Annotated in this window: 18 protein-coding genes; 10 read left to right on the top strand and 8 right to left on the bottom strand. The window is 62.9% G+C overall.

Annotated elements, in window-relative coordinates:
• Window positions 1-229: 229 nt before the first annotated feature.
• From E8E78_RS08560 to cysB, 3 genes are all read left to right on the top strand, one after another.
• On the top strand, window positions 230-1,177 hold the full coding sequence (locus E8E78_RS08560; protein WP_114942339.1) for a putative 2-dehydropantoate 2-reductase: 948 nt from the start codon (window positions 230-232) through the stop codon (window positions 1,175-1,177).
• 137 nt (window positions 1,178-1,314) lie between these two features.
• Entirely contained in the window at window positions 1,315-1,812 is a 498-nt protein-coding gene (locus E8E78_RS08555) for a universal stress protein (RefSeq protein ID WP_016500539.1), read from the top strand.
• Window positions 1,813-1,940: 128 nt separating this feature from the next.
• A complete protein-coding gene (gene cysB / locus E8E78_RS08550; RefSeq protein WP_016485905.1) occupies window positions 1,941-2,915 on the top strand; it encodes an HTH-type transcriptional regulator CysB in 975 nt (324 codons plus the stop codon).
• A gap of 124 nt (window positions 2,916-3,039) precedes the next feature.
• On the opposite strand, the gene E8E78_RS08545 is transcribed toward cysB, so the two are convergent.
• The 5 genes from E8E78_RS08545 to E8E78_RS08525 all read right to left on the bottom strand — a co-directional run bounded on the left by E8E78_RS08545 (window position 3,040) and on the right by E8E78_RS08525 (window position 8,463).
• On the bottom strand, window positions 3,040-3,774 hold the full coding sequence (locus E8E78_RS08545; protein WP_049276133.1) for a phosphoadenylyl-sulfate reductase: 735 nt from the start codon (window positions 3,772-3,774) through the stop codon (window positions 3,040-3,042).
• Between the two features lie 79 nt (window positions 3,775-3,853).
• A complete protein-coding gene (gene pabB, locus E8E78_RS08540; RefSeq protein ID WP_197862880.1) occupies window positions 3,854-5,197 on the bottom strand; it encodes an aminodeoxychorismate synthase component I in 1,344 nt (447 codons plus the stop codon).
• Window positions 5,198-5,405: 208 nt separating this feature from the next.
• Window positions 5,406-6,386, bottom strand: a complete 981-nt coding sequence (locus E8E78_RS08535) for an alpha-L-glutamate ligase-like protein (protein WP_016500536.1) — start codon at window positions 6,384-6,386, stop codon at window positions 5,406-5,408.
• Window positions 6,386-7,921 carry an inactive transglutaminase family protein gene (locus tag E8E78_RS08530; protein WP_016500535.1) on the bottom strand — a complete coding sequence of 512 codons (1,536 nt, stop codon included), beginning with the start codon at window positions 7,919-7,921 and terminating at the stop codon, window positions 6,386-6,388. Before E8E78_RS08530 ends, E8E78_RS08535 begins: the two co-directional genes overlap by 1 nt.
• 5 nt (window positions 7,922-7,926) lie before the next feature.
• The gene (locus E8E78_RS08525; protein WP_016500534.1) at window positions 7,927-8,463 is read right to left on the bottom strand and encodes an ATP-dependent zinc protease; all 537 of its coding nucleotides are present in this window, start codon (window positions 8,461-8,463) and stop codon (window positions 7,927-7,929) included.
• Window positions 8,464-8,769: 306 nt separating this feature from the next.
• Between E8E78_RS08525 and E8E78_RS08520 the strand changes: the two genes are divergently transcribed.
• From E8E78_RS08520 to prpD, 6 genes are all read left to right on the top strand, one after another.
• A complete protein-coding gene (locus tag E8E78_RS08520) occupies window positions 8,770-9,486 on the top strand; it encodes a GntR family transcriptional regulator (RefSeq protein WP_016500533.1) in 717 nt (238 codons plus the stop codon).
• Window positions 9,483-10,373 (top strand): methylisocitrate lyase, encoded by an 891-nt coding sequence (prpB, locus tag E8E78_RS08515; RefSeq protein WP_016485912.1) that lies wholly within the window; start codon window positions 9,483-9,485, stop codon window positions 10,371-10,373. Before E8E78_RS08520 ends, prpB begins: the two co-directional genes overlap by 4 nt.
• Before the next feature lie 112 nt (window positions 10,374-10,485).
• Window positions 10,486-11,613 carry a 2-methylcitrate synthase gene (gene prpC / locus E8E78_RS08510; RefSeq protein ID WP_063423887.1) on the top strand — a complete coding sequence of 376 codons (1,128 nt, stop codon included), beginning with the start codon at window positions 10,486-10,488 and terminating at the stop codon, window positions 11,611-11,613.
• A 191-nt stretch (window positions 11,614-11,804) separates the two neighbouring features.
• Entirely contained in the window at window positions 11,805-14,393 is a 2,589-nt protein-coding gene (gene acnD / locus E8E78_RS08505) for a Fe/S-dependent 2-methylisocitrate dehydratase AcnD (RefSeq protein WP_059395683.1), read from the top strand.
• A gap of 148 nt (window positions 14,394-14,541) precedes the next feature.
• The gene (prpF, locus tag E8E78_RS08500; RefSeq protein WP_049276125.1) at window positions 14,542-15,732 is read left to right on the top strand and encodes a 2-methylaconitate cis-trans isomerase PrpF; all 1,191 of its coding nucleotides are present in this window, start codon (window positions 14,542-14,544) and stop codon (window positions 15,730-15,732) included.
• Window positions 15,733-15,898: 166 nt separating this feature from the next.
• Complete coding sequence (gene prpD, locus E8E78_RS08495) at window positions 15,899-17,383, top strand: 2-methylcitrate dehydratase (protein WP_114942337.1); 1,485 nt, start codon at window positions 15,899-15,901, stop codon at window positions 17,381-17,383.
• Between the two features lie 73 nt (window positions 17,384-17,456).
• Here prpD and acnB read toward each other — a convergent pair whose 3' ends face one another.
• Entirely contained in the window at window positions 17,457-20,066 is a 2,610-nt protein-coding gene (gene acnB, locus E8E78_RS08490) for a bifunctional aconitate hydratase 2/2-methylisocitrate dehydratase (RefSeq protein ID WP_041167795.1), read from the bottom strand.
• A gap of 406 nt (window positions 20,067-20,472) precedes the next feature.
• Here acnB and E8E78_RS08485 point away from each other — a divergent pair, with 406 nt between their 5' ends.
• Window positions 20,473-20,955, top strand: coding sequence for a DUF1289 domain-containing protein (locus E8E78_RS08485; RefSeq protein WP_151326450.1), 483 nt, complete (start codon window positions 20,473-20,475; stop codon window positions 20,953-20,955).
• An 11-nt stretch (window positions 20,956-20,966) separates the two neighbouring features.
• On the opposite strand, the gene queD is transcribed toward E8E78_RS08485, so the two are convergent.
• Entirely contained in the window at window positions 20,967-21,323 is a 357-nt protein-coding gene (gene queD / locus E8E78_RS08480; protein ID WP_012271598.1) for a 6-carboxytetrahydropterin synthase QueD, read from the bottom strand.
• Window positions 21,324-21,377: 54 nt separating this feature from the next.
• On the bottom strand, window positions 21,378-22,457 hold the full coding sequence (locus E8E78_RS08475) for a patatin-like phospholipase family protein (RefSeq protein ID WP_049277371.1): 1,080 nt from the start codon (window positions 22,455-22,457) through the stop codon (window positions 21,378-21,380).
• Window positions 22,458-22,538 lie beyond the last annotated feature (81 nt).

Raw genomic sequence — 22,538 nt, 5'->3', positions numbered from 1 at the left:
TTACTCGTCAGGTCACGGGTGCCGGCCGCCAACTGTCCCCGTGCGGCCCAGCAGCAAGAATAATCGCAGCGGGGAGCCGAACCTTAGCGCGTTACGGGTGGCGCGACAATGGGCTGAAGTCTGGTCAGCATGCTGTTTTCCCTGCTGTTGTGGCGCTTTGGCGTGCATGGGCTAGCTGGCAGGGTGCAAGCTGTGTAAAAAGAAAGCTGACATTGACCTGGAGATCGGCATGCAGCCGCGCACACCACGCATCGGCATCATTGGCAGCGGAGCTATTGGAGGCTTCTATGGGTTGATGCTGGCCCGGGCCGGTTTCGACGTGCATTTTCTGCTGCGCAGCGAGTACCAGGTCGTACGCGAGCAGGGGTTGGCGGTGGACAGCGCGGTACACGGTACGCTGCAGATGAAGGTGCAGGCCTATGCCTATGCCGCCGACATGCCGCCTTGCGACTGGTTGCTGGTCGGTGCCAAGTCCACCAGCAATGACCAGCTGGCGCCACTGATCGTGCAGGCCGCTGCACCCGGCGCCAAGGTGGTACTGCTGCAAAATGGTCTGGGTGTGGAGGAGCAGTTGCGTCCGGCCTTGCGCCGCGACATGCACCTGCTCGGCGGTCTGTGTTTCATCTGCGTCAACCGCCACGCGCCGGGTGTGATTCGTCACCAGGCCCTGGGGGCGGTCAACCTGGGCTATCACAGTGGGCCGGCCAGTGATGGTGGTGCGGCCGTGCTCAGTGAGGGTGCAGGGTTGTTCCAGGCGGCGGGCATCGATTCGCAGGCCATGCCGAACCTGGACCTGGCGCGCTGGCAGAAGCTGGTATGGAACGTGCCGTACAACGGTCTGTCGGTATTGCTGGGCGAAGGCACCGCCGGGCTGATGGCAAGCAGCCATGGCCGTGAACTGATCCAGGCCCTGATGGCCGAGGTGGTGCAAGGCGCTGCCGCCTGTGGGCATGTGTTGCCCGAGGGGTATGCCGAGCACTTGTTCCAGATGACCGAGCGCATGCCTGACTATTGGCCAAGCATGTATCACGACTATGCCCTCATGCGCCCGCTGGAGCTGCAGGCTATCTATGCAGAGCCGCTGGTGCGTGCGCGTGCGGCAGGCTGCAGCTTGCCGCGCATGGAAACCCTGTGCCAGGCACTAAGTTTCCTCGACACCAGTGATCGGCCCTGCTGACGGCAGCGTTGACCTCGGCGTTGCTTTTTTGCGCGGCCCTGCAGACCGCGTCGGCAGCGCGCCGGACGGCAAAGCGTGCGTTCGGCGCGCTGCTAAGCTGAAGCTTGCTCTGCCGTTGCGGCAGTCGAGGAGGTCGAATGATCCGCTCCATGCTGTACGCCACCGACCTCGGTGTCTACGCCCCTTTTGTGATGCAGCACGCGCTGGCCTTGGCGCGCACGTTCAATGCCGAGTTGTATGTCATTCACGCCGTGGAGCCAATGGGCCAGTTCGCCGAATCCCTCCTGCAAAGCTACCTCGATGAGCAGACGCTCGACCAGTTGCATAGCCAGGGGGTGAACGCGGTAATGGCCAACATCGAGCAGCGCGTGCTGGAAAACTTCCGCGATGAGCTGGGCGAGGAGGCCGACCTTGCGGTGATCAAAGCGGTGCGGGTACGCCAGGGCGATCCGGCGCAGGTGATCCTTGACCAGGCGCAGCGGCTTAGCGTCGACCTGTTGATTTTCGGCAGCCACAGCGCCGGCGCCGGCGTGGATGTGCCCTTGGGCCGCACGGCAGTGCGACTGCTGCAACTGTCGCCGGTGCCGGTGTACATGGTGCCTTTGGCGCAGCATCTGGGGCGTAGGAAAACATGAAGTGAAGCGTCTGCTTTTTCCGAGGGTACGTAACAAAATAGTTCTAGATTTATTTCCAGAACCACTAATATAGTTATATATCGTCGCTGCCTGCTGCCGCGGACTCATCGCTGAACCGAGGGAAACCTATGAAGCTTCAACAACTGCGCTACATCTGGGAAGTGGCGCACCATGACCTCAACGTCTCCGCGACGGCGCAGAGCCTGTATACCTCCCAGCCAGGTATCAGCAAGCAGATCCGCCTGCTCGAAGATGAATTGGGTGTTGAAGTCTTTGCTCGCAGCGGCAAGCACCTGACCCGTGTAACCCCGGCCGGTGAGCGCATCATCAATACCGCCGGCGAAATCCTGCGCAAGGTCGAAAGCATCAAGCAGATTGCCCAGGAGTTCTCCAACGAGAAGAAGGGTACGCTGTCCATTGCCACCACCCACACCCAGGCGCGCTATGCCTTGCCGCCGGTGATCAGCAGCTTCATCAAGCAGTACCCGGAAGTGTCCCTGCACATGCACCAGGGTTCGCCCATGCAGATTGCCGAGATGGCTGCGGACGGTACGGTCGACTTCGCCATCGCCACCGAGGCGCTGGAGCTGTTCGGCGACCTGATCATGATGCCGTGCTACAAGTGGAACCGCTGCGTGGTGGTGCCGCAAGGTCACCCGCTGGCCAAGCTGCCGAAACTGACCCTTGAAGCGGTTGCCGAATACCCGATCGTTACCTATGTGTTCGGTTTTACCGGGCGCTCGAAGCTGGACGAAGCCTTCAACCACCGTGGCCTTACGCCAAAAGTGGTGTTCACCGCAGCAGACGCCGACGTGATCAAGACCTATGTGCGCCTGGGGCTGGGCGTAGGTATCGTCGCGGGTATGGCCGTGGACGCCAAACTCGACAATGACCTGGTGGCCCTGGATGCCAGCGAGCTGTTCGAAGCCAGCATTACCAAGATCGGCTTCCGTCGTGGCACCTTCCTGCGCGGCTTCATGTGCGACTTCATCGAGAAGTTCGCCCCGCACCTGACCCGCGAAGTGATGGCCAAGGCCATTCAGTGCCATAACAAGCAAGAGCTTGAAGAACTGTTCGCAGGCGTTGAACTGCCGGTGCACTGATCCGCAATTGTGCGGGGCCGCTTTGCGGCCCTTTCGCGGCACAAGGCCGCTCCTACAGGGGCATGCGATTTCCTGTAGGAGCGGCCTTGTGTCGCGATAGGGCTGCAACGCAGCCCCGGCTATCTCAAGCCTTGCTGATCAGGTTGCCTGCGTGCAACCCGCATTCCTTCTGCGTCGACTCTTCCCACCACCAACGCCCTTCACGCTCATGCTGGTTTGGTAGTACCGGGCGGGTGCATGGCTCGCAGCCGATGCTGATGAAGCCGCGCTCATGCAGGCTGTTATAGGGCAGCTCAAGCATGCGGATATAACCCCACACCTCTTCACTGCTCATCTGCGCCAGCGGGTTGAACTTGTACAGGGTGCGCTCGGGCGTGGAGAAGGCGCTGTCGATTTCCAGTGCCGCCACCTGGCTGCGGGTGCCTGGGCTCTGGTCGCGGCGCTGGCCGGTGGCCCAGGCGCTCACGGTGGCCAGCTTGCGACGCAGCGGCTCGATCTTGCGAATACCGCAGCACTCGCCGTGGCCATCCTTGTAGAAGCTGAACAGGCCCTTTTCCTTGACGAAGGGGTCGAGTTGGGCACGGTCGGGGCTGAGCAGTTCAATCGGCAGGTTGTACTGCTCGCGCACCTGGTCGATGAACCGGTAGGTCTCCGGGTGCAGGCGGCCGGTGTCGAGGCTGAACACTTTGACCTGCTTGTTCAGCTTCCAGGCCATGTCGACCAGCACCACGTCCTCGGCGCCGCTGAAGGAGATCCACAGGTCATCACCAAAATGCTCGAAGGCGAGCTTGAGAATGTCCTGCGGGGACTTGTTGGCGTAGGTCGCGGCCAGGGCGGCGACGTCGAAGGGTTGGCTCATCAGGCGGCTTCCATCTTGGCTGTGGCGCTGTGCGCTCGTAGTAAGGTGATGGTAACAAAAAAACGCGGGCTAGACGGACTCACAAGCCCTGCAAGGTCTGCATCAACACCCGCACTTTGGCGATCGACTCTTCATATTCGGCCTGCCATTCGGAGTCGGCTACCACCGCACCGCCGCCCCAGCAACTGACCTGGCCGTCCTTGACCAGCAGGCTGCGAATGGCAATCGAGCTGTCCATCTCGCCGCGCACATCCACATACAGCAGCGAGCCGCAGTAAAGCGCCCGGCGTGCAGGCTCCAGCTCGTCGATGATCTGCATGGCGCGAATCTTCGGCGCCCCGGTGATCGAGCCGCCGGGGAAGCTGTCGCCGATGAGGTCCAGGGCATCCTTGTCGCTGGCCAGCTGGCCGGTGATGCTGCTGACCAGGTGGTGGACGTTGGGATAGCTCTCCAGGCTGAACAGCTCCGGTACCTTCACAGAACCGATCTTGCAGGTACGCCCCAGGTCGTTGCGCAGCAAGTCGACGATCATGAGGTTTTCCGAGCGGTCCTTGGGGCTGTGCAGCAGCTCCTCGGCATTGCGCTTGTCTTCAATCGGGTCGCTGGCGCGCGGGCGAGTGCCCTTGATTGGCCGGGTTTCCACCTGCCCCTGGCTGACGCGGATGAAGCGCTCCGGGGAGAAGCTGAGCAAGGCACTGCCATCGCCCAGTTGCTGGTAGCCGGAAAACGGCGTGGGGCAAGCTTGGCGTAGGGCCTGATAGGCGCGCCAGGGGTCGCCCTGGCATGGCGCGCGAAAGCGCTGGGTAAGGTTGATCTGGTAGCAGTCGCCGGCCTGGATGTAGCGCTGTACCTGGTCGAAGGCGGCCCGGTACTGGTCGGGCTGCAGGTCACCGGCCATCGGCGCGAGCAGCTGGAAGTCGCCGCTTGCAGTACCGCAGGCGCCTTCGAAAAGCGTGATCAGGCGTTCGCGTTCACTGCCGGCCAGGCTTGGGTGGAACACCAGCTGGCTGGTGCCGTGCACATGGTCGCTGACCAGTGCCCAGGCATACAGCCCCAGTTGCGCGTCGGGCAGGCCGAGGTCGTCCACGGCCAGGCTTGGCAGGTGTTCCAGGCGGCGACCGAAATCGTAGCTCAGGTAGCCGATCAGGCCACCGGCGAAGGGTAGCTCGCTGCCTTCGGGCAGTTGCGCATGGCCCAGGTGGGCCAGGCCGTCGCGCAGGCGCTGGAGGAAGGTGCTGCCTTGTTCATCGGGGTGCGCTTGCAGCTGTTGCAGCGGCCAGGCGCTGAGCAGGTCGAAGCGGCCGCGTTCGGCGCCGGGGCGGGCGCTGTCGAGCAGGATCGCGCCGGGGGCCTGGCGCAGGCGGGCGAAATAGGCGGCTGGGTCAGGCTGGTAGGGCAGGGGGTAAAGCGTACAGGTCGGCATCAGTGTGGACGGCGATGTAAAAGCGAGGAGGGCGATTGTAGACCTGTGTAGGAAAAGCGCCTAGCACTGGGCGCGACATTCAACAGCGTGTTTGGCCCATTCGCAGCACAAGGCTGCTCCTACAGGTGAAACGCAGCCCTGCAAGCCTGCACAGTACCTGTAAGAGCAGCCTTGTGCTGCGAATGGGCTGCAAGGCAGCCCCGGCAATTCAGCGGTTAGGCACGTGCCCGAACAAACCCTGTGCTACCCGAACCCGCTGTTCGGCATCTTCGGTAATGCCATCCTTGGCCAGCGCTTCGATATGCGCCTCAATGGCGTGGGTGCGCTGGGTCAGGCCGCAGTCGTTGGCAATCTGGATGTTAAGGCCCGGGCGGGCGTTTAGCTCCAGGATCAGCGGGCCTTTTTCCTGGTCCAGCACCATGTCCACGCCGATGTAGCCCAGCCCGCACAGTTCATAGCAGCCGGCGGCCAGCTTCATGAAGCCGTCCCAGTTCGGCAGCTGCACGCCATCCACCGCATTGGTGGTGTCCGGGTGCTTGCTGATGATGTTGTTCAGCCAGGTACCGCGCAGGGTCACGCCGGTGGCCAGGTCAACGCCCACGCCGATGGCGCCCTGGTGCAGGTTGGCCTTGCCGCCGGACTGGCGGGTCGGCAGGCGCAGCATGGCCATTACCGGGTACCCCATCAGCACGATGATGCGGATGTCCGGCACGCCTTCGTAGCTGATGCTTTTGAAGATCTGGTCGGGGGTAACCCGGTACTCGATCAGCGCGCGGTCGCGGTGGCCGCCCAGCGAGTACAGGCCGGTGAGGATGCTCGAAATCTGGTGTTCGATTTCCTCATGGCTGATGATCTTGCCCGACACCGTGCGGTAGCGGTCCTCGAAGCGGTCGGCGATCACCAGGATGCCGTCACCGCCGGCGCCTTGCGCCGGCTTGATGACGAAATCGCTGCGCCCGCCAATGATCTGGTCGAGCTTGTCGATTTCTTTCTCGGTTTCGATGATGCCGTACATTTCCGGCACATGGATACCGGCCGCCAGGGCGCGCTCCTTGGTGATGATCTTGTCGTCGACGATCGGGTACAAGCTGCGCTTGTTGTACTTCAACACGTAGTCCGCGTTGCGCCGGTTGATACCCATGATGCCCCGGGCCTCCAGGGCTTTCCACGTCTTGATCAGGCCAAACATCAGGCGTCAGCCTTCTTCAGGAATGCCTTGAAGCGCACGAGTTCGGTCAGGCGGTAGCCACGGTAGCGGCCCATCGCCAGCATGAAGCCCACCAGGATCAGCAGTACGGCCGGGAACGTGAACACGAAGTACACCAGCTCCGGCACCATCATCAGCAGGTGCGCCAAAGAGGCTGCAAACAGGGTGCCGATGGCCACTTTCATGGCATGGCCACCGCCACGTTCTTCCCAGGTGATCGACAGGCGCTCGATGGTCATGGTCAGGATCACCATCGGGAACAATGCCACCGACAGCCCGCGCTCAAGGCCCAGCTTGTGGCTGAACAGGCTGATGGCGGCGATCAGCACCACGACGAAGGTCAGCACCACCGACAGGCGTGGCAGCATTTGCAGCTTGAGGTGTTCCAGGTATGAGCGTAACGACAGGCCAAGCGCGGTAATCACCGTGAACAGCACGATGCCAAAGCCCAGTTGGGTCTCGCGGAAGGCCAGGGCGATCAGCACGGGGGTGAAGGTACCCAGGGTCTGCAAGCCGATCAGGTTGCGCAGCACCAGGATCACCAGCACGCCGATAGGGATCATGACCATGATCATGAAGGTCTGCTGGGTCTGCAGCGGCAGGCTGTACAGCGAGTACTCGAGGAAGTCTGCGTCGGTGTTCTCGTCGGTCAGCTTGGCCAGGCGGATGGCGTTCATCTCGCTGTTGTTCATGCTGAAGGTGACGTTGGCCTTCTTGCCGCCATCGACGGTGATCAGGTTGTCGTCACCGGTCCACCACAGCAGGCGGTCGCTGGGCAGGCCTTGCTCGCCGGTGTCCGGGTTGAAATACAGCCAGTCGTTACCGTTGAAGCTGCGCAGCCACAGTTCCGGGGTTTGCGGGGTGTCGGCCACCAGGCGGATGGTGTGCACCTTTTCCATCGGTACGTGGGCGATCGACAGCAGCAGGTCGATGATCTGGGCTTTCTTCATCGGCGAGGTGTCGCCGGCCAGTAGCAGCTTGACGTTGTCGTCGTTGAGGTTGTTGACCCGCTTGATGGTCTCGCTGACGAAGGTCTCGACGTCGGCAGAGTGCTGGCGAATCGGCGCCATCAGGGCTTCGGCGGCGATCTTCTCGGGGCCTTCGATAGCCAGGCTGTCACGGAAGGTCGGGCCTTTGACCGTGGTCTTCTCGTTGCTGTAGCGCTTGGTCAGCACCAGGCGGTAGTAGAGGGTCTGGTTGCCGCTGGCGCGGCGGGCCGACCAGGTGACCTTGCGGTTACCGTCGGCACGGTTGACGCTCACCCCGTAGTTGTTGGAGATGAAGCTCTCGTTGAGGCTGACATAGTCGCGGTTCAGCGGTGGCACGAACATCTGCACCTTGACCGGGTCCTTGGTGCTGGCCACGAACTCGACCTTGGCGTCGATGTTCCACAGGTCGTCGGTTTCATCCTCGGTCACCGGGATGCCGAGGAAGAAGATCTGGTAAGCCGTGACCGCCACACCCAGTAGCACCAGTACGGTGATCAGGACTTTCAGATGGAGGGTAAGAGAGCGCATCGGAATTACTCTGCTTTGTGAGCGTCGGTGGCACAGGCAGGTTTGCCGGCCGCATATTTAAGGCTTGGGTCGACCAGCGCGTCGAAGTGCTTGAGTGCCTCGGAGCCGATCAGCAGCGGGAACTGGAAGGCGCTGCGGTCGGTGAGGTTGACTTCGATGGTGCGCATGGCCTGGCCCATGCAGATTTCAAGTTCGATGACCGGGCGTGCCGTGTAGGCCTTGCCCGATTCGGCATCATAGTCGCCGGCCCGGCGCTTGATCTTGCTTACGCGTGCCAGCGGGCGCTCGATCGGGTGCGAGTGGGCAGCATCGATGGCCAGGTAGAAGCGCACCCAGCTTTCGCCGTTGCGCTTGAACCGCTTGATATCGCGGGCGCTGAGCGAGGCGGTCTTGGCGCCGGTGTCGAGCTTGGCGGCCACTTCCAGGTCCAGGTCGCCCAGCCGTGCATATTCGTTGAGACCATAGACGGTCTTGCCCGCAGCCTGACCAAGGGCCGGCAGCAGGGTGAGGCATAGCAGCAATAAAACGGGTGTAAGTCTCATAATCCTGGCGCGGTGCAGTGCAAGGTTCTAGGCAAGGTTCTGGTCAAGGCGACTGGCAACTACTGCGCAAGCTTCCTCTTTTATCTGTCAACAAGCATGAATGTATGACAGACAGGCTATCCATACCCCATCGGAGGCGCGGCATTCTATCACGCCGACGTCTTGACGCCAGCGGTGCGCGATCTGACAGCACCGGGCGGGGGTTAGTTCGCTATTAGACAATTGTCGACAATGTTCATTTTGTCTTTGACTGGAGAGCGTGTTTTCGCTAATTTCTGGCAAAGAGATTTTCAAGGTGTCGACAATATGCAGGACCTTTCCACCGCCAGCCCGGTGCTGACAGACGAAACGGAAACCTTGTCTGAAAACGTCTTCCGGCGCATTCAGGCGGCCATCGTCAAGGGCGAAATTGCCCCCGGCAGCAAGATTTCCGAGCCGGAGCTGGCGCGCACCTACGGCATCAGCCGTGGGCCGTTGCGCGAGGCCATCCACCGCCTGGAGGGCCAGCGCCTGCTGGTGCGCGTACCGCATGTGGGCGCGCGCGTGGTATCGCTGAACCACGCTGAACTGATCGAACTGTACGAAATCCGCGAGTCGCTGGAAGGCATGGCCTGCCGCCTGGCAGCCGAACGGATGAGCCAGGGCGACATCGACGAACTGCGCCGTGTGCTTGATACCCATGAGCGCGATGCCGCATTCCAGGCTGGTGTGGGTTACTACCAGCAGGAAGGCGACTACGACTTCCATTACCGGATCATCCAGGGCAGCGGCAACCAGACCCTGGTCAAGATGCTGTGCGGCGAACTGTACCAACTGGTGCGCATGTACCGCATCCAGTTCTCTGCCACGCCCAATCGGCCACGCCAGGCCTTTGCCGAACACCACCGCATCCTCGATGCCATCGCCGACCGTGACGGCGAGCTGGCCGAACTCCTGATGCGCCGCCACATCGGCGCGTCCAAGCGCAACATCGAGCGTCACTATCTGGACGCCCACAACAACAGCCCACGAGGTGAGAAATGACTGTGAAGAGCACCCCCGGTCAGCGTTTCCGCGACGCAGTTGCTGCCGAACATCCCCTGCAGGTGGTTGGCGCCATCAATGCCAACCATGCCCTGCTGGCCAAGCGTGCCGGCTTCAAGGCCATCTACCTGTCCGGCGGTGGCGTGGCAGCAGGCTCGCTGGGCTTGCCGGACCTGGGCATCACCGGCCTGGACGACGTGCTCACCGATGTGCGCCGCATTACCGACGTGTGCGACGTGCCGTTGCTGGTGGATGTCGACACCGGCTTCGGTGCGTCGGCCTTCAACGTCGCCCGCACCGTACGTTCGATGAGCAAGTTTGGCGCTGCTGCCATCCATATCGAGGACCAGGTTGGCGCCAAACGCTGCGGCCACCGTCCGAACAAGGAAATCGTCAGCCAGCAGGAAATGGTCGACCGCATCAAGGCCGCTGTCGATGCCCGTAGCGACGACAGCTTCGTGATCATGGCGCGTACTGACGCCTTGGCCGTCGAAGGCCTGAACGCTGCCCTTGATCGCGCCGAGGCCTGCATCGAGGCTGGCGCCGACATGATCTTCCCGGAAGCCATCACTGAACTGCAGATGTACAAGACGTTCGCTGATCGGGTGAAGGCACCGATTCTGGCCAACATCACCGAATTCGGCGCCACGCCCCTGTACACCACCGAAGAGCTGGCCTCGGTCGACGTGTCGCTGGTGCTGTACCCGCTGTCGGCATTCCGTGCCATGAACAAGGCCGCCGAGAACGTGTACACCGCGCTGCGCCGCGACGGCACACAGAAAAACGTGATCGACACCATGCAGACCCGCATGGAGCTCTACGATGCCATTGGTTACCACGCCTTCGAGCAGAGCCTCGACGCGCTGTTTGCCCAGAAGAAAGGGTAAGTGATGGCGCCTGTGCCGGCCTCTTCGCGGGTTTACTCGCGAAGAGGCCGGCACAGGCGAACCGAATTAGCCAGCAAGAAATCCATAACAAATTCAAGAAAGGAGAAACACCATGGCCGAAGCGAAAGTACTCAGTGGCGCAGGCCTGCGTGGCCAGGTGGCCGGCCAGACCGCACTGTCGACCGTTGGCCAGGCCGGTGCCGGGCTGACCTACCGGGGTTACGACGTGCGTGACCTGGCGGCAGGTGCCGAGTTCGAAGAAGTCGCTTACCTGCTGCTGTACGGCGAGCTGCCAACCCAGGCCGAGCTGGCCGACTACAAGCTCAAGCTCAAGGGCCTGCGTGACCTGCCGCAAGCATTGAAGGAAGTGCTGGAGCGTATCCCGCGTGACGCCCACCCGATGGACGTGATGCGCACCGGTTGCTCGGTACTGGGTACCCTGGAGCCCGAGCTCACTTTCGAAGCCCAGCGCGACAAGACCGACCGCCTGCTGGCGCTGTTCCCGGCAGTGATGTGCTACTGGTACCGCTTCACCCACCATGGCGTGCGCATCGATTGCACCAGTGACGAAGACACGCTCGGCGGCCACTTCCTGCACCTGCTGCACGGCAAGAAGCCGAGCGAGCTGCACGTCAAGGTCATGAACGTGTCGCTGATCCTGTACGCCGAGCACGAGTTCAACGCCTCCACGTTCACCGCCCGCGTTTGCGCCTCGACCCTGTCCGACCTGTACTCCTGCGTCACCGCTGCCATCGGCTCGCTGCGCGGCCCGCTGCACGGCGGTGCCAACGAGGCAGCGATGGAGCTGATCGAGCGCTTCCAGAGCCCGCAGGAAGCCACCGCCGAGCTGCTGCGCATGCTGGACCGCAAGGACAAGATCATGGGCTTTGGCCATGCCATCTACAAAGAGTCCGACCCGCGCAACGAGGTGATCAAGGGCTGGTCGAAGCAGCTGGCCGACGAAGTGGGCGACAAGGTGCTGTACCCGGTTTCCGAAGCCATCGACAAGACCATGTGGGAGCAGAAGCGACTGTTCCCCAACGCTGACTTCTACCATGCCTCGGCGTACCACTTCATGGGTATCCCGACCAAGCTGTTCACCCCGATCTTCGTCTGCTCGCGCCTGACCGGCTGGGCGGCGCATGTCTTCGAACAGCGTGCCAACAACCGCATCATCCGTCCGAGCGCCGAGTATGTCGGCGTCGAGCAGCGCCAGTTCGTGCCGATCGAGCAGCGCTGAAACCGAACCTGTGGGGTGGCCTGTTCCGGCCTCATCGCCGGCAAGCCAGCTCCCACAGGTGTTGCACCGCCCTTGTAGCCAGTGCTGTACCTGTGGGAGCCGGCTTGCCGGCGATGAGGCCGGAGCAGCCAATACAGGGCAGCAATTAGAACGCTATCCACGACCGTACCGTGACCGAGCCTGATAACGATATGAACACAGCATTCCGCAAGCACCTTCCAGGCACCGACCTGGACTACTTCGATGCCCGTGCGGCGGTCGAGGCGATCAAGCCCGGCGCCTACGACGGCCTGCCTTACACGTCCCGCGTGCTCGCCGAGAACCTGGTGCGCCGCTGCGACCCGGCCACCCTCGACGCCTCGCTGGGCCAACTGATCGAACGCCAGCGCGACCTCGACTTCCCGTGGTTCCCGGCCCGCGTGGTGTGCCACGACATCCTCGGCCAGACCGCGCTGGTCGACCTCGCCGGCCTGCGTGATGCCATCGCCGACAAGGGTGGCGACCCGGCCGCCGTCAACCCGGTGGTGCCGGTGCAGCTGATCGTCGACCACTCGCTGGCAGTGGAGTGCGGTGGCTTCGACCCACAGGCCTTCGAAAAGAACCGCGCCATTGAAGACCGCCGCAACGAAGACCGCTTCCACTTCATCAACTGGACCAAGAAGGCGTTCAAGAACGTCGACGTGATCCAGCCGGGTAATGGCATCATGCACCAGATCAACCTGGAGAAGATGTCGCCTGTCATTCATAGCGACCGCGGCGTGGCCTACCCGGACACCTGCGTCGGAACCGACAGCCACACCCCGCATGTCGACGCCCTGGGCGTGATCGCCATTGGCGTTGGTGGCCTGGAAGCCGAAAACGTGATGCTCGGCCGCGCTTCGTGGATGCGCCTGCCCGAAATCGTCGGCGTCGAGCTGACCGGCAAGCTGGCACCGAACATCACCGCCACCGACCTGGTGCTGGCCCTGACCGAATTCCTGCGTAAACAGAAAGTCGTCGGCGCCTACCTGGAATTCCACGGCGAGGGCGCCCGCGCGCTGACCTTGGGTGACCGCGCCACCATTTCCAACATGGCCCCGGAATACGGCGCCACCGCCGCGATGTTCGCCATCGACCAGCAGACCATCGACTACCTGCGCCTGACCGGCCGCGAAGAGCAGCAGGTCAAGCTGGTGGAAACCTACGCCAAGGCGACCGGCCTGTGGGCCGACAGCCTGGGCGGCGCCGTCTACGAGCGCACCCTGAGCTTCGACCTGTCGAGCGTGGTGCGCAACATGGCCGGCCCGTCCAACCCGCACGCTCGCGTGGCCACCAGCGACCTGGCAGCCAAAGGCATTGCCGGCAGCTGGGAAGAGGTGCCGGGGCAGATGCCGGACGGTGCGGTGATCATTGCCGCCATCACCAGCTGCACCAACACCAGCAACCCGCGTAACGTGATAGCTGCTGGCCTGATTGCACGCAATGCCAACAGGCTTGGCCTGGCCCGCAAACCGTGGGTCAAGTCGTCGCTGGCGCCAGGTTCCAAGGCTGTGCAGCTTTACCTGGAAGAAGCCGGGCTGGAGAAGGAGCTGGAGCAACTCGGTTTTGGTATCGTCGCCTTTGCTTGCACCACCTGCAACGGGATGTCTGGCGCGCTGGACCCGGTGATCCAGCAAGAAATCATCGACCGCGACCTGTACGCCACCGCCGTGCTGTCGGGTAACCGCAACTTCGACGGGCGTATCCACCCGTATGCCAAGCAGGCCTTCCTGGCTTCGCCGCCGCTGGTGGTGGCCTATGCCATTGCCGGCACGATCCGCTTCGACATCGAGAAGGATGTGCTGGGCGTGGTCGATGGCAAGGAAATCCGCCTCAAGGACATCTGGCCGAGCGATGAAGAGATCGACGCCGTGGTGCGTGCCGCGGTCAAGCCAGAGCAGTTCCGCAAGGTGTACATTCCGATGTTCGCCATCGAGGAAGACCGCGGGCCGAAGGTGGCGCCGCTGTATGACTGGCGCCCGATGAGCACTTACATCCGCCGCCCGCCGTACTGGGAAGGCGCGCTGGCCGGTGAACGTACCCTGCGCGGCATGCGCCCGTTGGCGGTGCTGCCGGACAACATCACCACCGACCACCTGTCGCCGTCCAACGCCATCATGCTCGACAGCGCCGCCGGTGAATACCTGGCGAAAATGGGGTTGCCGGAAGAGGACTTCAACTCTTACGCCACCCACCGCGGCGACCACCTGACCGCCCAGCGTGCCACGTTCGCCAACCCCAAACTGTTCAACGAAATGGTGCGCAAGGAAGACGGCAGTGTGAGGCAGGGCTCGCTGGCGCGTATCGAGCCGGAAGGCAAGGTGACCCGCATGTGGGAGGCGATCGAAACCTACATGCAGCGCAAACAGCCGCTGATCATCGTGGCCGGCGCCGACTACGGCCAAGGTTCGTCCCGCGACTGGGCGGCCAAGGGCGTGCGCCTGGCGGGTGTCGAGGCCATTGTCGCCGAAGGCTTCGAGCGCATTCACCGCACCAACCTGGTGGGCATGGGCGTGTTGCCGCTGGAGTTCAAGCCAGGCACTGACCGCAAAACCCTGGGCCTGGACGGCAGCGAGACCTATGACGTGCTGGGTGCACGTACGCCACGGGCGACCCTGACGTTGGTGGTTACCCGCGCCAATGGCGAGCGCCTGGAAGTGCCGGTGACCTGCCGCCTGGACACCGCCGAGGAAGTGTCGATCTACGAAGCGGGCGGGGTGCTGCAACGCTTTGCCCAGGACTTCCTCGAAGCGACCGCCTGAGCATGAAACGGGGGCCGCTCTGCGGCCCTTTCGCGACACAAGGCCGCTCCCACAGCGTCACACGATCCCTGTAGGAGCGGCCTTGTGCCGCGATGGGCTGCAAGGCAGCCCCAGAGGCCATATGCATTTCAGACAGGACAGCCCATCAATGGCACACGTACCGCAAGTAAAAATCCCCGCCACCTACATCCGTGGCGGCACCAGCAAAGGCGTGTTCTTCCGCCTGCAAGACCTGCCCGAGCAGGCGCAGATCCCCGGCCCCGCCCGTGACGCACTGCTGCTGCGGGTAATAGGCAGCCCCGACCCCTACGGCAAGCAGATCGACGGCATGGGCGGCGCCACGTCCAGCACCAGCAAGACCGTGATCCTGTCGCAAAGCATCAAGCCAGAACACGATGTCGACTACCTGTTCGGCCAGGTCAGCATCGACAAGGCGTTCGTCGACTGGAGCGGCAACTGCGGCAACCTGTCTGCTGCAGTCGGTTCGTTCGCCATCAGCAGTGGCCTGGTCGACCCGGCGCGCATTCCGCGCAACGGCATCGCCACGGTGCGCATCTGGCAGGCCAATATCGGCAAGACCATCATCGCCCATGTCCCGATCACTGAAGGTGAAGTGCAGGAAACCGGCGACTTCGAGCTGGACGGGGTGACCTTCCCGGCGGCCGAGGTGCAACTGGAGTTCCTCGACCCGGCGGCCGACGACGGTGACGACGGCGGTGCGATGTTCCCCACTGGCAGCCTGGTCGATGACCTGGAGGTGCCGGGTGTCGGCACCTTCAAGGCGACCCTGATCAACGCTGGCATTCCGACCATCTTCGTAAACGCGGCGGATATCGGCTACACCGGTACCGAACTGCAGGACGCCATCAACGGCGACCCGCAGGCGCTGCTGCGTTTCGAGACCATTCGTGCTTATGGCGCCGTGCGCATGGGCTTGATCGACAATGTCGACCAGGCTGCCGGGCGTCAGCACACACCAAAAGTGGCGTTTGTTGCGCCACCGAGCACCTACACTGCGTCCAGTGGCAAGGTGGTACAGGCAGGGGATGTCGACCTGTTGGTGCGGGCCTTGTCGATGGGCAAGCTGCATCATGCCATGATGGGTACGGCGGCGGTGGCGATCGGCACCGCAGCGGCCATTCCGGGCACGCTGGTCAACCTCGCCGCTGGCGGGGGCGAGCGCAGCGCTGTGCGTTTCGGCCACCCTTCGGGCACCTTGCGGGTCGGGGCCGAGGCGCGCCGGGTGGAGGGTGAGTGGACAGTGACCAAGGCAATCATGAGCCGCAGTGCTCGCGTGCTGATGGAGGGCTGGGTTCGCGTGCCTGGCGATAGCTTCTAAAGCACCACTGGCGCTCGGCTTCAAGAGGGGCCGCTTTGCGGCCCTTCGCGGGCTTGCCCGCTCCCACAGGTAATCACAGGGTTTGAATGCTGTGATATCCCTGTGGGAGCGGGCGAGCCCGCGAAGGGCTGCACAGCAGCCCCGGCAATTCTGAAGGGAGCTGGATATGAGCGCCAACGTAGACCTCAACGACCGCCCGGATTACGACCGGGTGCTACAGACCCTGGCCGATTACGCCCTCGGCTACCGGGTCGATTCCGCCGAAGCCCTGGCCACCGCGCGCAACTGCCTGATGGACACCCTCGGCTGCGGCCTGCTGGCCCTGCGCTTCCCCGAATGCACGAAACTCCTCGGCCCTCAGGTGGAAGGCACGGTGGTTCCGAATGGTGCTCGCGTCCCCGGCACTTCCTATCGCCTCGACCCGGTCAAGGCCGCCTGGGACATCGGCTGCACGGTGCGCTGGCTGGACTACAACGACACCTGGCTGGCCGCTGAATGGGCTCATCCCTCGGACAACCTTGGCGGCATCCTGGCCGTGGCTGATCACCTGTCGCAGAAGCACGTCGCAGCGGGTGAGGCGCCGCTGCTGATGCGCGATGTGCTTGAGGCAATGGTCATGGCCCATGAGATCCAGGGTGTGCTGGCCCTGGAAAATTCTTTCAACCGTGTCGGGCTCGATCACGTGATTCTGGTGAAGGTGGCCTCAACCGCCGTGTGTGCCAGGCTGATGGGGGCCAATCGCGAGCAGATGCTCTCGGCCTTGTCCCACGCCTTCGTCGACGGCCAGGCCCTGCGCACTTACCGCCATGCGCCCAACGCCGGTTCTCGCAAGTCCTGGGCGGCGGGCGATGCTTCCAGCCGGGGCGTGCGCCTGGCCGATATCGCCCTGCGCGGCGAGATGGGCGTGCCGGGCGTGCTCACGGCGCCGCAGTGGGGGTTCTACGACGTATCGTTCAGTCATACCAACAAAGACTTGGCGCTCAAGCCTGCCGGGCAGTACGAGCTGCGTCTGCCTCAGGCATTGGGCAGCTATGTGATGGAAAACGTGTTGTTCAAGGTCAGTTTCCCTGCTGAGTTTCATGCCCAGACCGCCTGTGAGGCGGCAGTGACCCTGCACCCATTGGTGCGCAACCGCCTGCATGAAATCGACCGCATCGTGATCACCACCCAGGAGTCAGCGATCCGCATCATTTCCAAGAGCGGCCCGCTGGCCAATGCTGCCGACCGTGACCACTGCCTGCAGTACATGGTGGCGGTACCGCTGGTCTTCGGCCATTTGGTGGCGGAGCACTATGAAGATGCTTTCCATGCCAACCACCCGAGCATCGATCGCCTGCGCGAGAAGATGGAAGTGGTGGAAGACCTGCGCTTCAGCCGCGAATACCTGGAGCCAGACAAGCGCTCGATCGCCAACGCGCTCCAAGTGTTCTTCAAGGATGGCAGCAGCACTGACCAAGTGGTGGTGGAATACCCGATCGGGCATCGGCGGCGGCGAGGGGAGGGCATACCGTTGCTGGAGGCCAAGTTCAGGGCAAACCTGGGGACGCGTTTTGCCCGTCAGCGGTGTGCGCAGATTGTGGAGGTGTGCAAGGACCAGCAGCAGCTGGAGGGGATGGCGGTGCACAGGTTTGTGGATTTGTTTGTGATCTGAGGTGGCCGGTACAGGCTAAAACAAAAAAGCCCCGGCATCGCTGCCGGGGCTTTTTTACTGCCTGTAACTCAGCTTAAGCCTGAACCACCGGGATCTTGGCGTTGGCTGCCGCTTCGCGGAACTCGGCGATCTGGTCGAAGCTCAGGTAGCGGTAAACGTCGGCAGCCATGCTGTCGATGTCTTTCGCGTACTGCATGTACTCTTCGACGGTCGGCAGCTTGCCGATGATCGAAGCGACAGCAGCCAGTTCGGCCGATGCCAGGTACACGTTGGTCGCGTCGCCCAGACGGTTCGGGAAGTTACGGGTCGAGGTGGAGACCACGGTCGAACCGGTCTGCACACGTGCCTGGTTACCCATGCACAGCGAGCAGCCTGGCATTTCCATGCGCGCACCGGCCTTGCCGTAGATGCCGTAGTAGCCTTCTTCGGTCAGCTGGTGAGCATCCATCTTGGTTGGCGGAGCCAGCCACAGACGGGTAGGGATGCCACCCTTGACCTTCTCCAGCAGCTTGCCGGCAGCGCGGAAGTGGCCGATGTTGGTCATGCACGAACCGATGAACACTTCGTCGATCTTCTCGCCCTGTACCGAAGACAGCAGGCGGGCATCGTCCGGGTCGTTCGGCGCGCAGAGCACAGGCTCTTTGACGTCGGCCAGGTCGATTTCGATGATTTCAGCGTACTCGGCATCGGCGTCAGCCGACAGCAGCTCAGGGTTGGCCAGCCAGGCTTCCATGGCCTGGGCGCGGCGCTCCAGGGTGCGGGCATCGCCGTAGCCTTCGCCGATCATCCAGCGCAGCAGGGTGATGTTGGACGTCAGGTACTCAGCAATGGCCTTCTCTGGCAGCTTGATGGTGCAACCGGCAGCGGAACGCTCGGCCGAGGCATCGGACAGCTCGAAAGCTTGCTCGACGGTCAGTTCGTCCAGGCCTTCGATTTCCAGGATGCGGCCGGAGAAGGCGTTTTTCTTGCCTTTTTTCTCGACGGTCAGCAGACCTTTCTGGATGGCGTAGTAAGGGATGGCATGCACCAAGTCACGCAGGGTGATGCCGGGTTGCAGTTTGCCCTTGAAGCGCACCAGGATCGATTCTGGCATGTCCAGCGGCATGACGCCGGTGGCGGCGGCGAAGGCCACCAGGCCGGAACCGGCCGGGAACGAGATGCCGATCGGGAAGCGGGTGTGCGAGTCGCCACCGGTACCGACGGTGTCAGGCATCAGCATGCGGTTCAGCCAGCTGTGGATGATGCCGTCGCCTGGGCGCAGCGACACGCCGCCACGGGTGCGGATGAAGTCTGGCAGGGTGTGGTGGGTGGTGACGTCGATCGGCTTCGGATAGGCCGCGGTGTGGCAGAACGACTGCATGACCAGGTCGGCAGAGAAGCCCAGGCACGCCAGGTCTTTCAGCTCGTCGCGGGTCATCGGGCCAGTGGTGTCCTGGGAACCGACGGTGGTCATCTTCGGCTCGCAGTAGGCACCTGGGCGCACGCCCTGGCCTTCTGGCAGGCCACAGGCACGGCCGACCATTTTCTGCGCCAGGGTGAAGCCCTTGCCGGAGTCGGCAGGCTGCTCTGGTTTCTTGAACAGGTCGGAAGCACCCAGGCCCAGCTCGGCGCGGGCTTTTTCGGTCAGGCCACGGCCAACGATCAGCGGGATACGGCCGCCAGCGCGGACCTCGTCCAGCAGCACTTCGGTTTTCAGCTCGAAGTTGGTGACCAGCTCGTCGCTTTCGTGGCGGCGTACTTCACCTTTGTACGGGTAAACGTCGATGACGTCGCCCATGCCCAGGTTGGTGCAGTCGAACTCGATCGGCAGGGCGCCGGCGTCTTCCATGGTGTTGTAGAAGATCGGGGCGATCTTGGTGCCGAAGCAGAAGCCACCGGCGCGCTTGTTCGGCACGTACGGAATGTCGTCGCCGAAGAACCACAGTACCGAGTTGGTAGCGGATTTACGCGAGGAGCCGGTACCTACCACGTCACCTACATAGGCAACCGGGAAACCCTTGGCCTTGACGGCTTCGATCTGTGCCAGCGGGCCGACCGAACCAGGCTGCTGCGGCTCGATGCCGTCGCGGGCCATTTTCAGCATGGCCAGGGCGTGCAGCGGGATGTCAGGGCGCGACCAGGCGTCCGGAGCAGGCGACAGGTCGTCGGTGTTGGTTTCGCCTGGCACCTTGAACACGGTCAGGGTGTACTTCTCGGCGATGGCCGGGCGGGCGGTGAACCACTCGCCGGCAGCCCAGGAGTCCAGCACGGCCTTGGCGTGAGCGTTGCCGGCCTTGGCTTTTTCGGCCACGTCGTGGAAGGCATCGAACATCAGCAGGGTGTGCTTGAGCTGTTCGGCCGCGACGGCGCCCAGTTCGGCGTCATCCAGCAGTGCGACCAGCGTTTCGATGTTGTAGCCGCCCTGCATGGTGCCGAGCAGTTCGGTGGCGTGCTTGCGGTCGATCAGGGGCGACTGGGTTTCGCCCTTGGCAACAGCAGAGAGGAAAGCAGCCTTGACGTAGGCAGCTTCGTCGACCCCTGGCGGTACGCGGTTGGTGATCAGGTCTACGAGGAAGGCTTCTTCGCCGGCCGGCGGGTTTTTCAGCAGCTCGACCAGGCCTGCGGTTTGTTCGGCGTTCAGCGGCTGGGGCACGATACCCAGGGCGGCACGCTCTTCGATGTGTTTGCGGTAGGCTTCAAGCACAGTTATTTCCCTCATCAGTGGTCCCTAAAGGGGGTCCGGGACGCTTATCCAGCATTCGATGCACCCATGCGCTGCCACGGCTTTGTGGGCCGCCCAGCCAGAGTCGCAAAGAATCCTTACAGAAGCTGCTTTCAAAGTTTTACGCCTGCAGAACGGGGAGCTGATGAGGGCTGGCGCGGGCATGCGAGGGATGCATGGCCCGGGCCAACGCCGTTCTACCGGATTAACTGTGCTCGTGACGCTTTGAAAACAGCTTCCAACGGACATTGTTGCCTTTGAAAAGGCCGGATGATTCTACGGCAAAAAAAGCCCGAAAGTAAGGCGCAGAAGATGACTTTAACGAGTGACCCTGGTTAGACAAAGGGCTAACATGGGCCCGTGTTCCTCCGCCAAACTGTTGTTTTTCATGTCCAACAAGTCCATCAAGACCCCTTGCGTCGGCCTGTGCTCCACGGTGTACGGAGACACGGTGTGCCGTGGCTGCAAGCGTTTCCACCACGAAGTGATCAACTGGAACGGCTACGACGACGCGCAAAAACGCGCGGTGTGGCTGCGCCTTGAGCAGTTGCTGGTGCAGGTGATGATGGCCAAGCTGGAGGTGTTCGACAAAAGCCTGCTGCGTCAGCAACTGGAGCAGCGCTCCATCCGTTTTGTCGAGCAGCAGTCGGAATATTGCTGGGCTTACCAGCTGATTGCCCGCGGGGCGCGGATGATCCGTGACCTGGAGGCCTACGGCATGGTGCTGCTGCCGGAGTTTCGCGACTGGGAACTGCCGCAATTGCGCGATGCCATCGATCGCGAGTTTTTCCTGCTTTCAGAAGCGCATTACCAGCGCTACATCGCCCCCAGCTTCCTGCGCGATGCCATGGGCAGCACGCAGGGCCAGTAGCGGGGGGCGAATCAGTCGCCGGTGTATTCGCAACCGCTGGTGCAGGTTTCGTGGATGCGCACTTTCGACAGTTCCGGCATCAGCGGCTTGACCTGGTCCCAGATCCACTTGGCGATCACTTCGCTGGTGGGGTTTTCAAGGCCCGGGATGTCGTTCAGGTAGTTGTGGTCCAGTTGCTCGTAGATCGGCTTGAAGATCGCCTTGACCTCGGCGAAGTCGCGGATCCAGCCAGTGTGCGGGTCGAGCGGGCCGGTCAGGTGCAGGCCGACCTTGAACGAGTGGCCATGCAGGCGGCCGCATTTGTGCCCTTCAGGGACGTGGGGCAGGCGGTGGGCCGATTCGAATGTGAACTCTTTGAAAATTTCCACGCTGTCATAACTCTGTGTGAATCAATGAATGCGCGCATTCTACCAGCATGGCCGTTACAAGGCTTGCAGGCGTTCATGCAGCCGCCCGGTGGCGACCAGCTCCAGCAGCTCGTCGCCCAGGCGCTGGCTTTCAGCGATAGCCTTGTACCAATAGCGCTTGCGGCCTGCCGCATCACCCATGAAGCGCTTGAAGTCGTTGCGGTCCGGCAGCTTGCCATAGGGCAGGGCGGCCAGGTACTGCGGCGAAGGGGTCATCAGCAGCACGTTCTGCAGGCGGGTGGCATCGCCTTTGCGCCAGGGCAAGGCTTTGTCGAACCAGCCCGGTACCACCTTGTCGGTGAAGTGCGGGTACAGCACCAGGTCGTCGCCGCGGTAGGGCAGGTCGAGGTGGTAGTCGAGCAGGCCGCCGTCGCGGTAGGTGCCAGCGCCCACGCCGGGGATGTCTTTCACACCCTGCATGACCATGGGGATCGAACCCGAGGCCAGCAGGGCGTGGCGCAGGTTGGCCAGGTCCAGCGGCAGGTAGCGTGAGGGGAAGTCGGTCAGTGCGTCGAGCGGCGGCGTGGCGCGCACGTCGTGCAGGATGATGCGCTCGAAGTGGCGCGCCAGGCGCGAACGGCCGAGCAGGTTGCTGGCCACCACCGAGCCCAGGCCCAGGCCCAGGCGGCCGCGATGGTCGTGGGCTAGCTGGCCATGGCTTTTCACTACCAGGATATTCAGGTGATAGTGCGGGTTGGCCAGCAGCTGGCCGTCGCGGCCCTGCAGCAGGTCGTCGAGCATGCGTTGGCAGCTGTGGCTGATTTCCGCCGGGGTGGCGCCCTTGGCGAAATCCAGTTCGGTGTACAACTCGCCCAGGCGACGCAGACCCGCGATGGGGTCTTCGAGGCAGGCGCTGGCGAAGCGCCAGGCACCGATCGAAGCGCCAATCAGGGCGCGCGGGCGCGGTGCCGAAGGCAGCCACTCGCCGAACAGTGCCAGGTCCAGGCCCTGGATACCCAGCGGCTTCGGGCCACCGGCCGCACCTGGCAGCACCCCGACATCGGCCGCCTGCAGGCCGCGCTCGCGGATGAGCCGCAGGGCACGGTCACCGGCCTTGAAGGTGAGGGCAGGGTACTTGATGTGGATGGCGCTCATGGCGGATCTCTTGGGCTTGTAGGAGCAGCCTTGTGCTGCGAAAGGGCCCGTACAGACTACACAACTGTTGTGCCTGCACGG

The sequence above is a fragment of the Pseudomonas sp. BN505 genome (assembly GCF_029873175.1).
GTDB lineage: Bacteria > Pseudomonadota > Gammaproteobacteria > Pseudomonadales > Pseudomonadaceae > Aquipseudomonas > Aquipseudomonas putida.
The sequence above is the reverse complement of the archived record's forward strand: the minus strand, read 5'-3'. Positions and strand labels throughout refer to the sequence as shown.

Bases quoted from the DNA above. Each gene is read 5' to 3' on its own strand.
- E8E78_RS08560 (WP_114942339.1), top strand. From the start codon at position 230: ATGCAGCCGCGCACACCACGCATCGGCATCATTGGCAGCGGAGCTATT.
- E8E78_RS08555 (WP_016500539.1), top strand. From the start codon at position 1,315: ATGATCCGCTCCATGCTGTACGCCACCGACCTCGGTGTCTACGCCCCT.
- cysB (WP_016485905.1), top strand. From the start codon at position 1,941: ATGAAGCTTCAACAACTGCGCTACATCTGGGAAGTGGCGCACCATGAC.
- E8E78_RS08545 (WP_049276133.1), bottom strand. From the start codon at position 3,774: ATGAGCCAACCCTTCGACGTCGCCGCCCTGGCCGCGACCTACGCCAAC.
- pabB (WP_197862880.1), bottom strand. From the start codon at position 5,197: ATGCCGACCTGTACGCTTTACCCCCTGCCCTACCAGCCTGACCCAGCC.
- E8E78_RS08535 (WP_016500536.1), bottom strand. From the start codon at position 6,386: ATGTTTGGCCTGATCAAGACGTGGAAAGCCCTGGAGGCCCGGGGCATC.
- E8E78_RS08530 (WP_016500535.1), bottom strand. From the start codon at position 7,921: ATGCGCTCTCTTACCCTCCATCTGAAAGTCCTGATCACCGTACTGGTG.
- E8E78_RS08525 (WP_016500534.1), bottom strand. From the start codon at position 8,463: ATGAGACTTACACCCGTTTTATTGCTGCTATGCCTCACCCTGCTGCCG.
- E8E78_RS08520 (WP_016500533.1), top strand. From the start codon at position 8,770: ATGCAGGACCTTTCCACCGCCAGCCCGGTGCTGACAGACGAAACGGAA.
- prpB (WP_016485912.1), top strand. From the start codon at position 9,483: ATGACTGTGAAGAGCACCCCCGGTCAGCGTTTCCGCGACGCAGTTGCT.
- prpC (WP_063423887.1), top strand. From the start codon at position 10,486: ATGGCCGAAGCGAAAGTACTCAGTGGCGCAGGCCTGCGTGGCCAGGTG.
- acnD (WP_059395683.1), top strand. From the start codon at position 11,805: ATGAACACAGCATTCCGCAAGCACCTTCCAGGCACCGACCTGGACTAC.
- prpF (WP_049276125.1), top strand. From the start codon at position 14,542: ATGGCACACGTACCGCAAGTAAAAATCCCCGCCACCTACATCCGTGGC.
- prpD (WP_114942337.1), top strand. From the start codon at position 15,899: ATGAGCGCCAACGTAGACCTCAACGACCGCCCGGATTACGACCGGGTG.
- E8E78_RS08485 (WP_151326450.1), top strand. From the start codon at position 20,473: ATGTCCAACAAGTCCATCAAGACCCCTTGCGTCGGCCTGTGCTCCACG.
- E8E78_RS08475 (WP_049277371.1), bottom strand. From the start codon at position 22,457: ATGAGCGCCATCCACATCAAGTACCCTGCCCTCACCTTCAAGGCCGGT.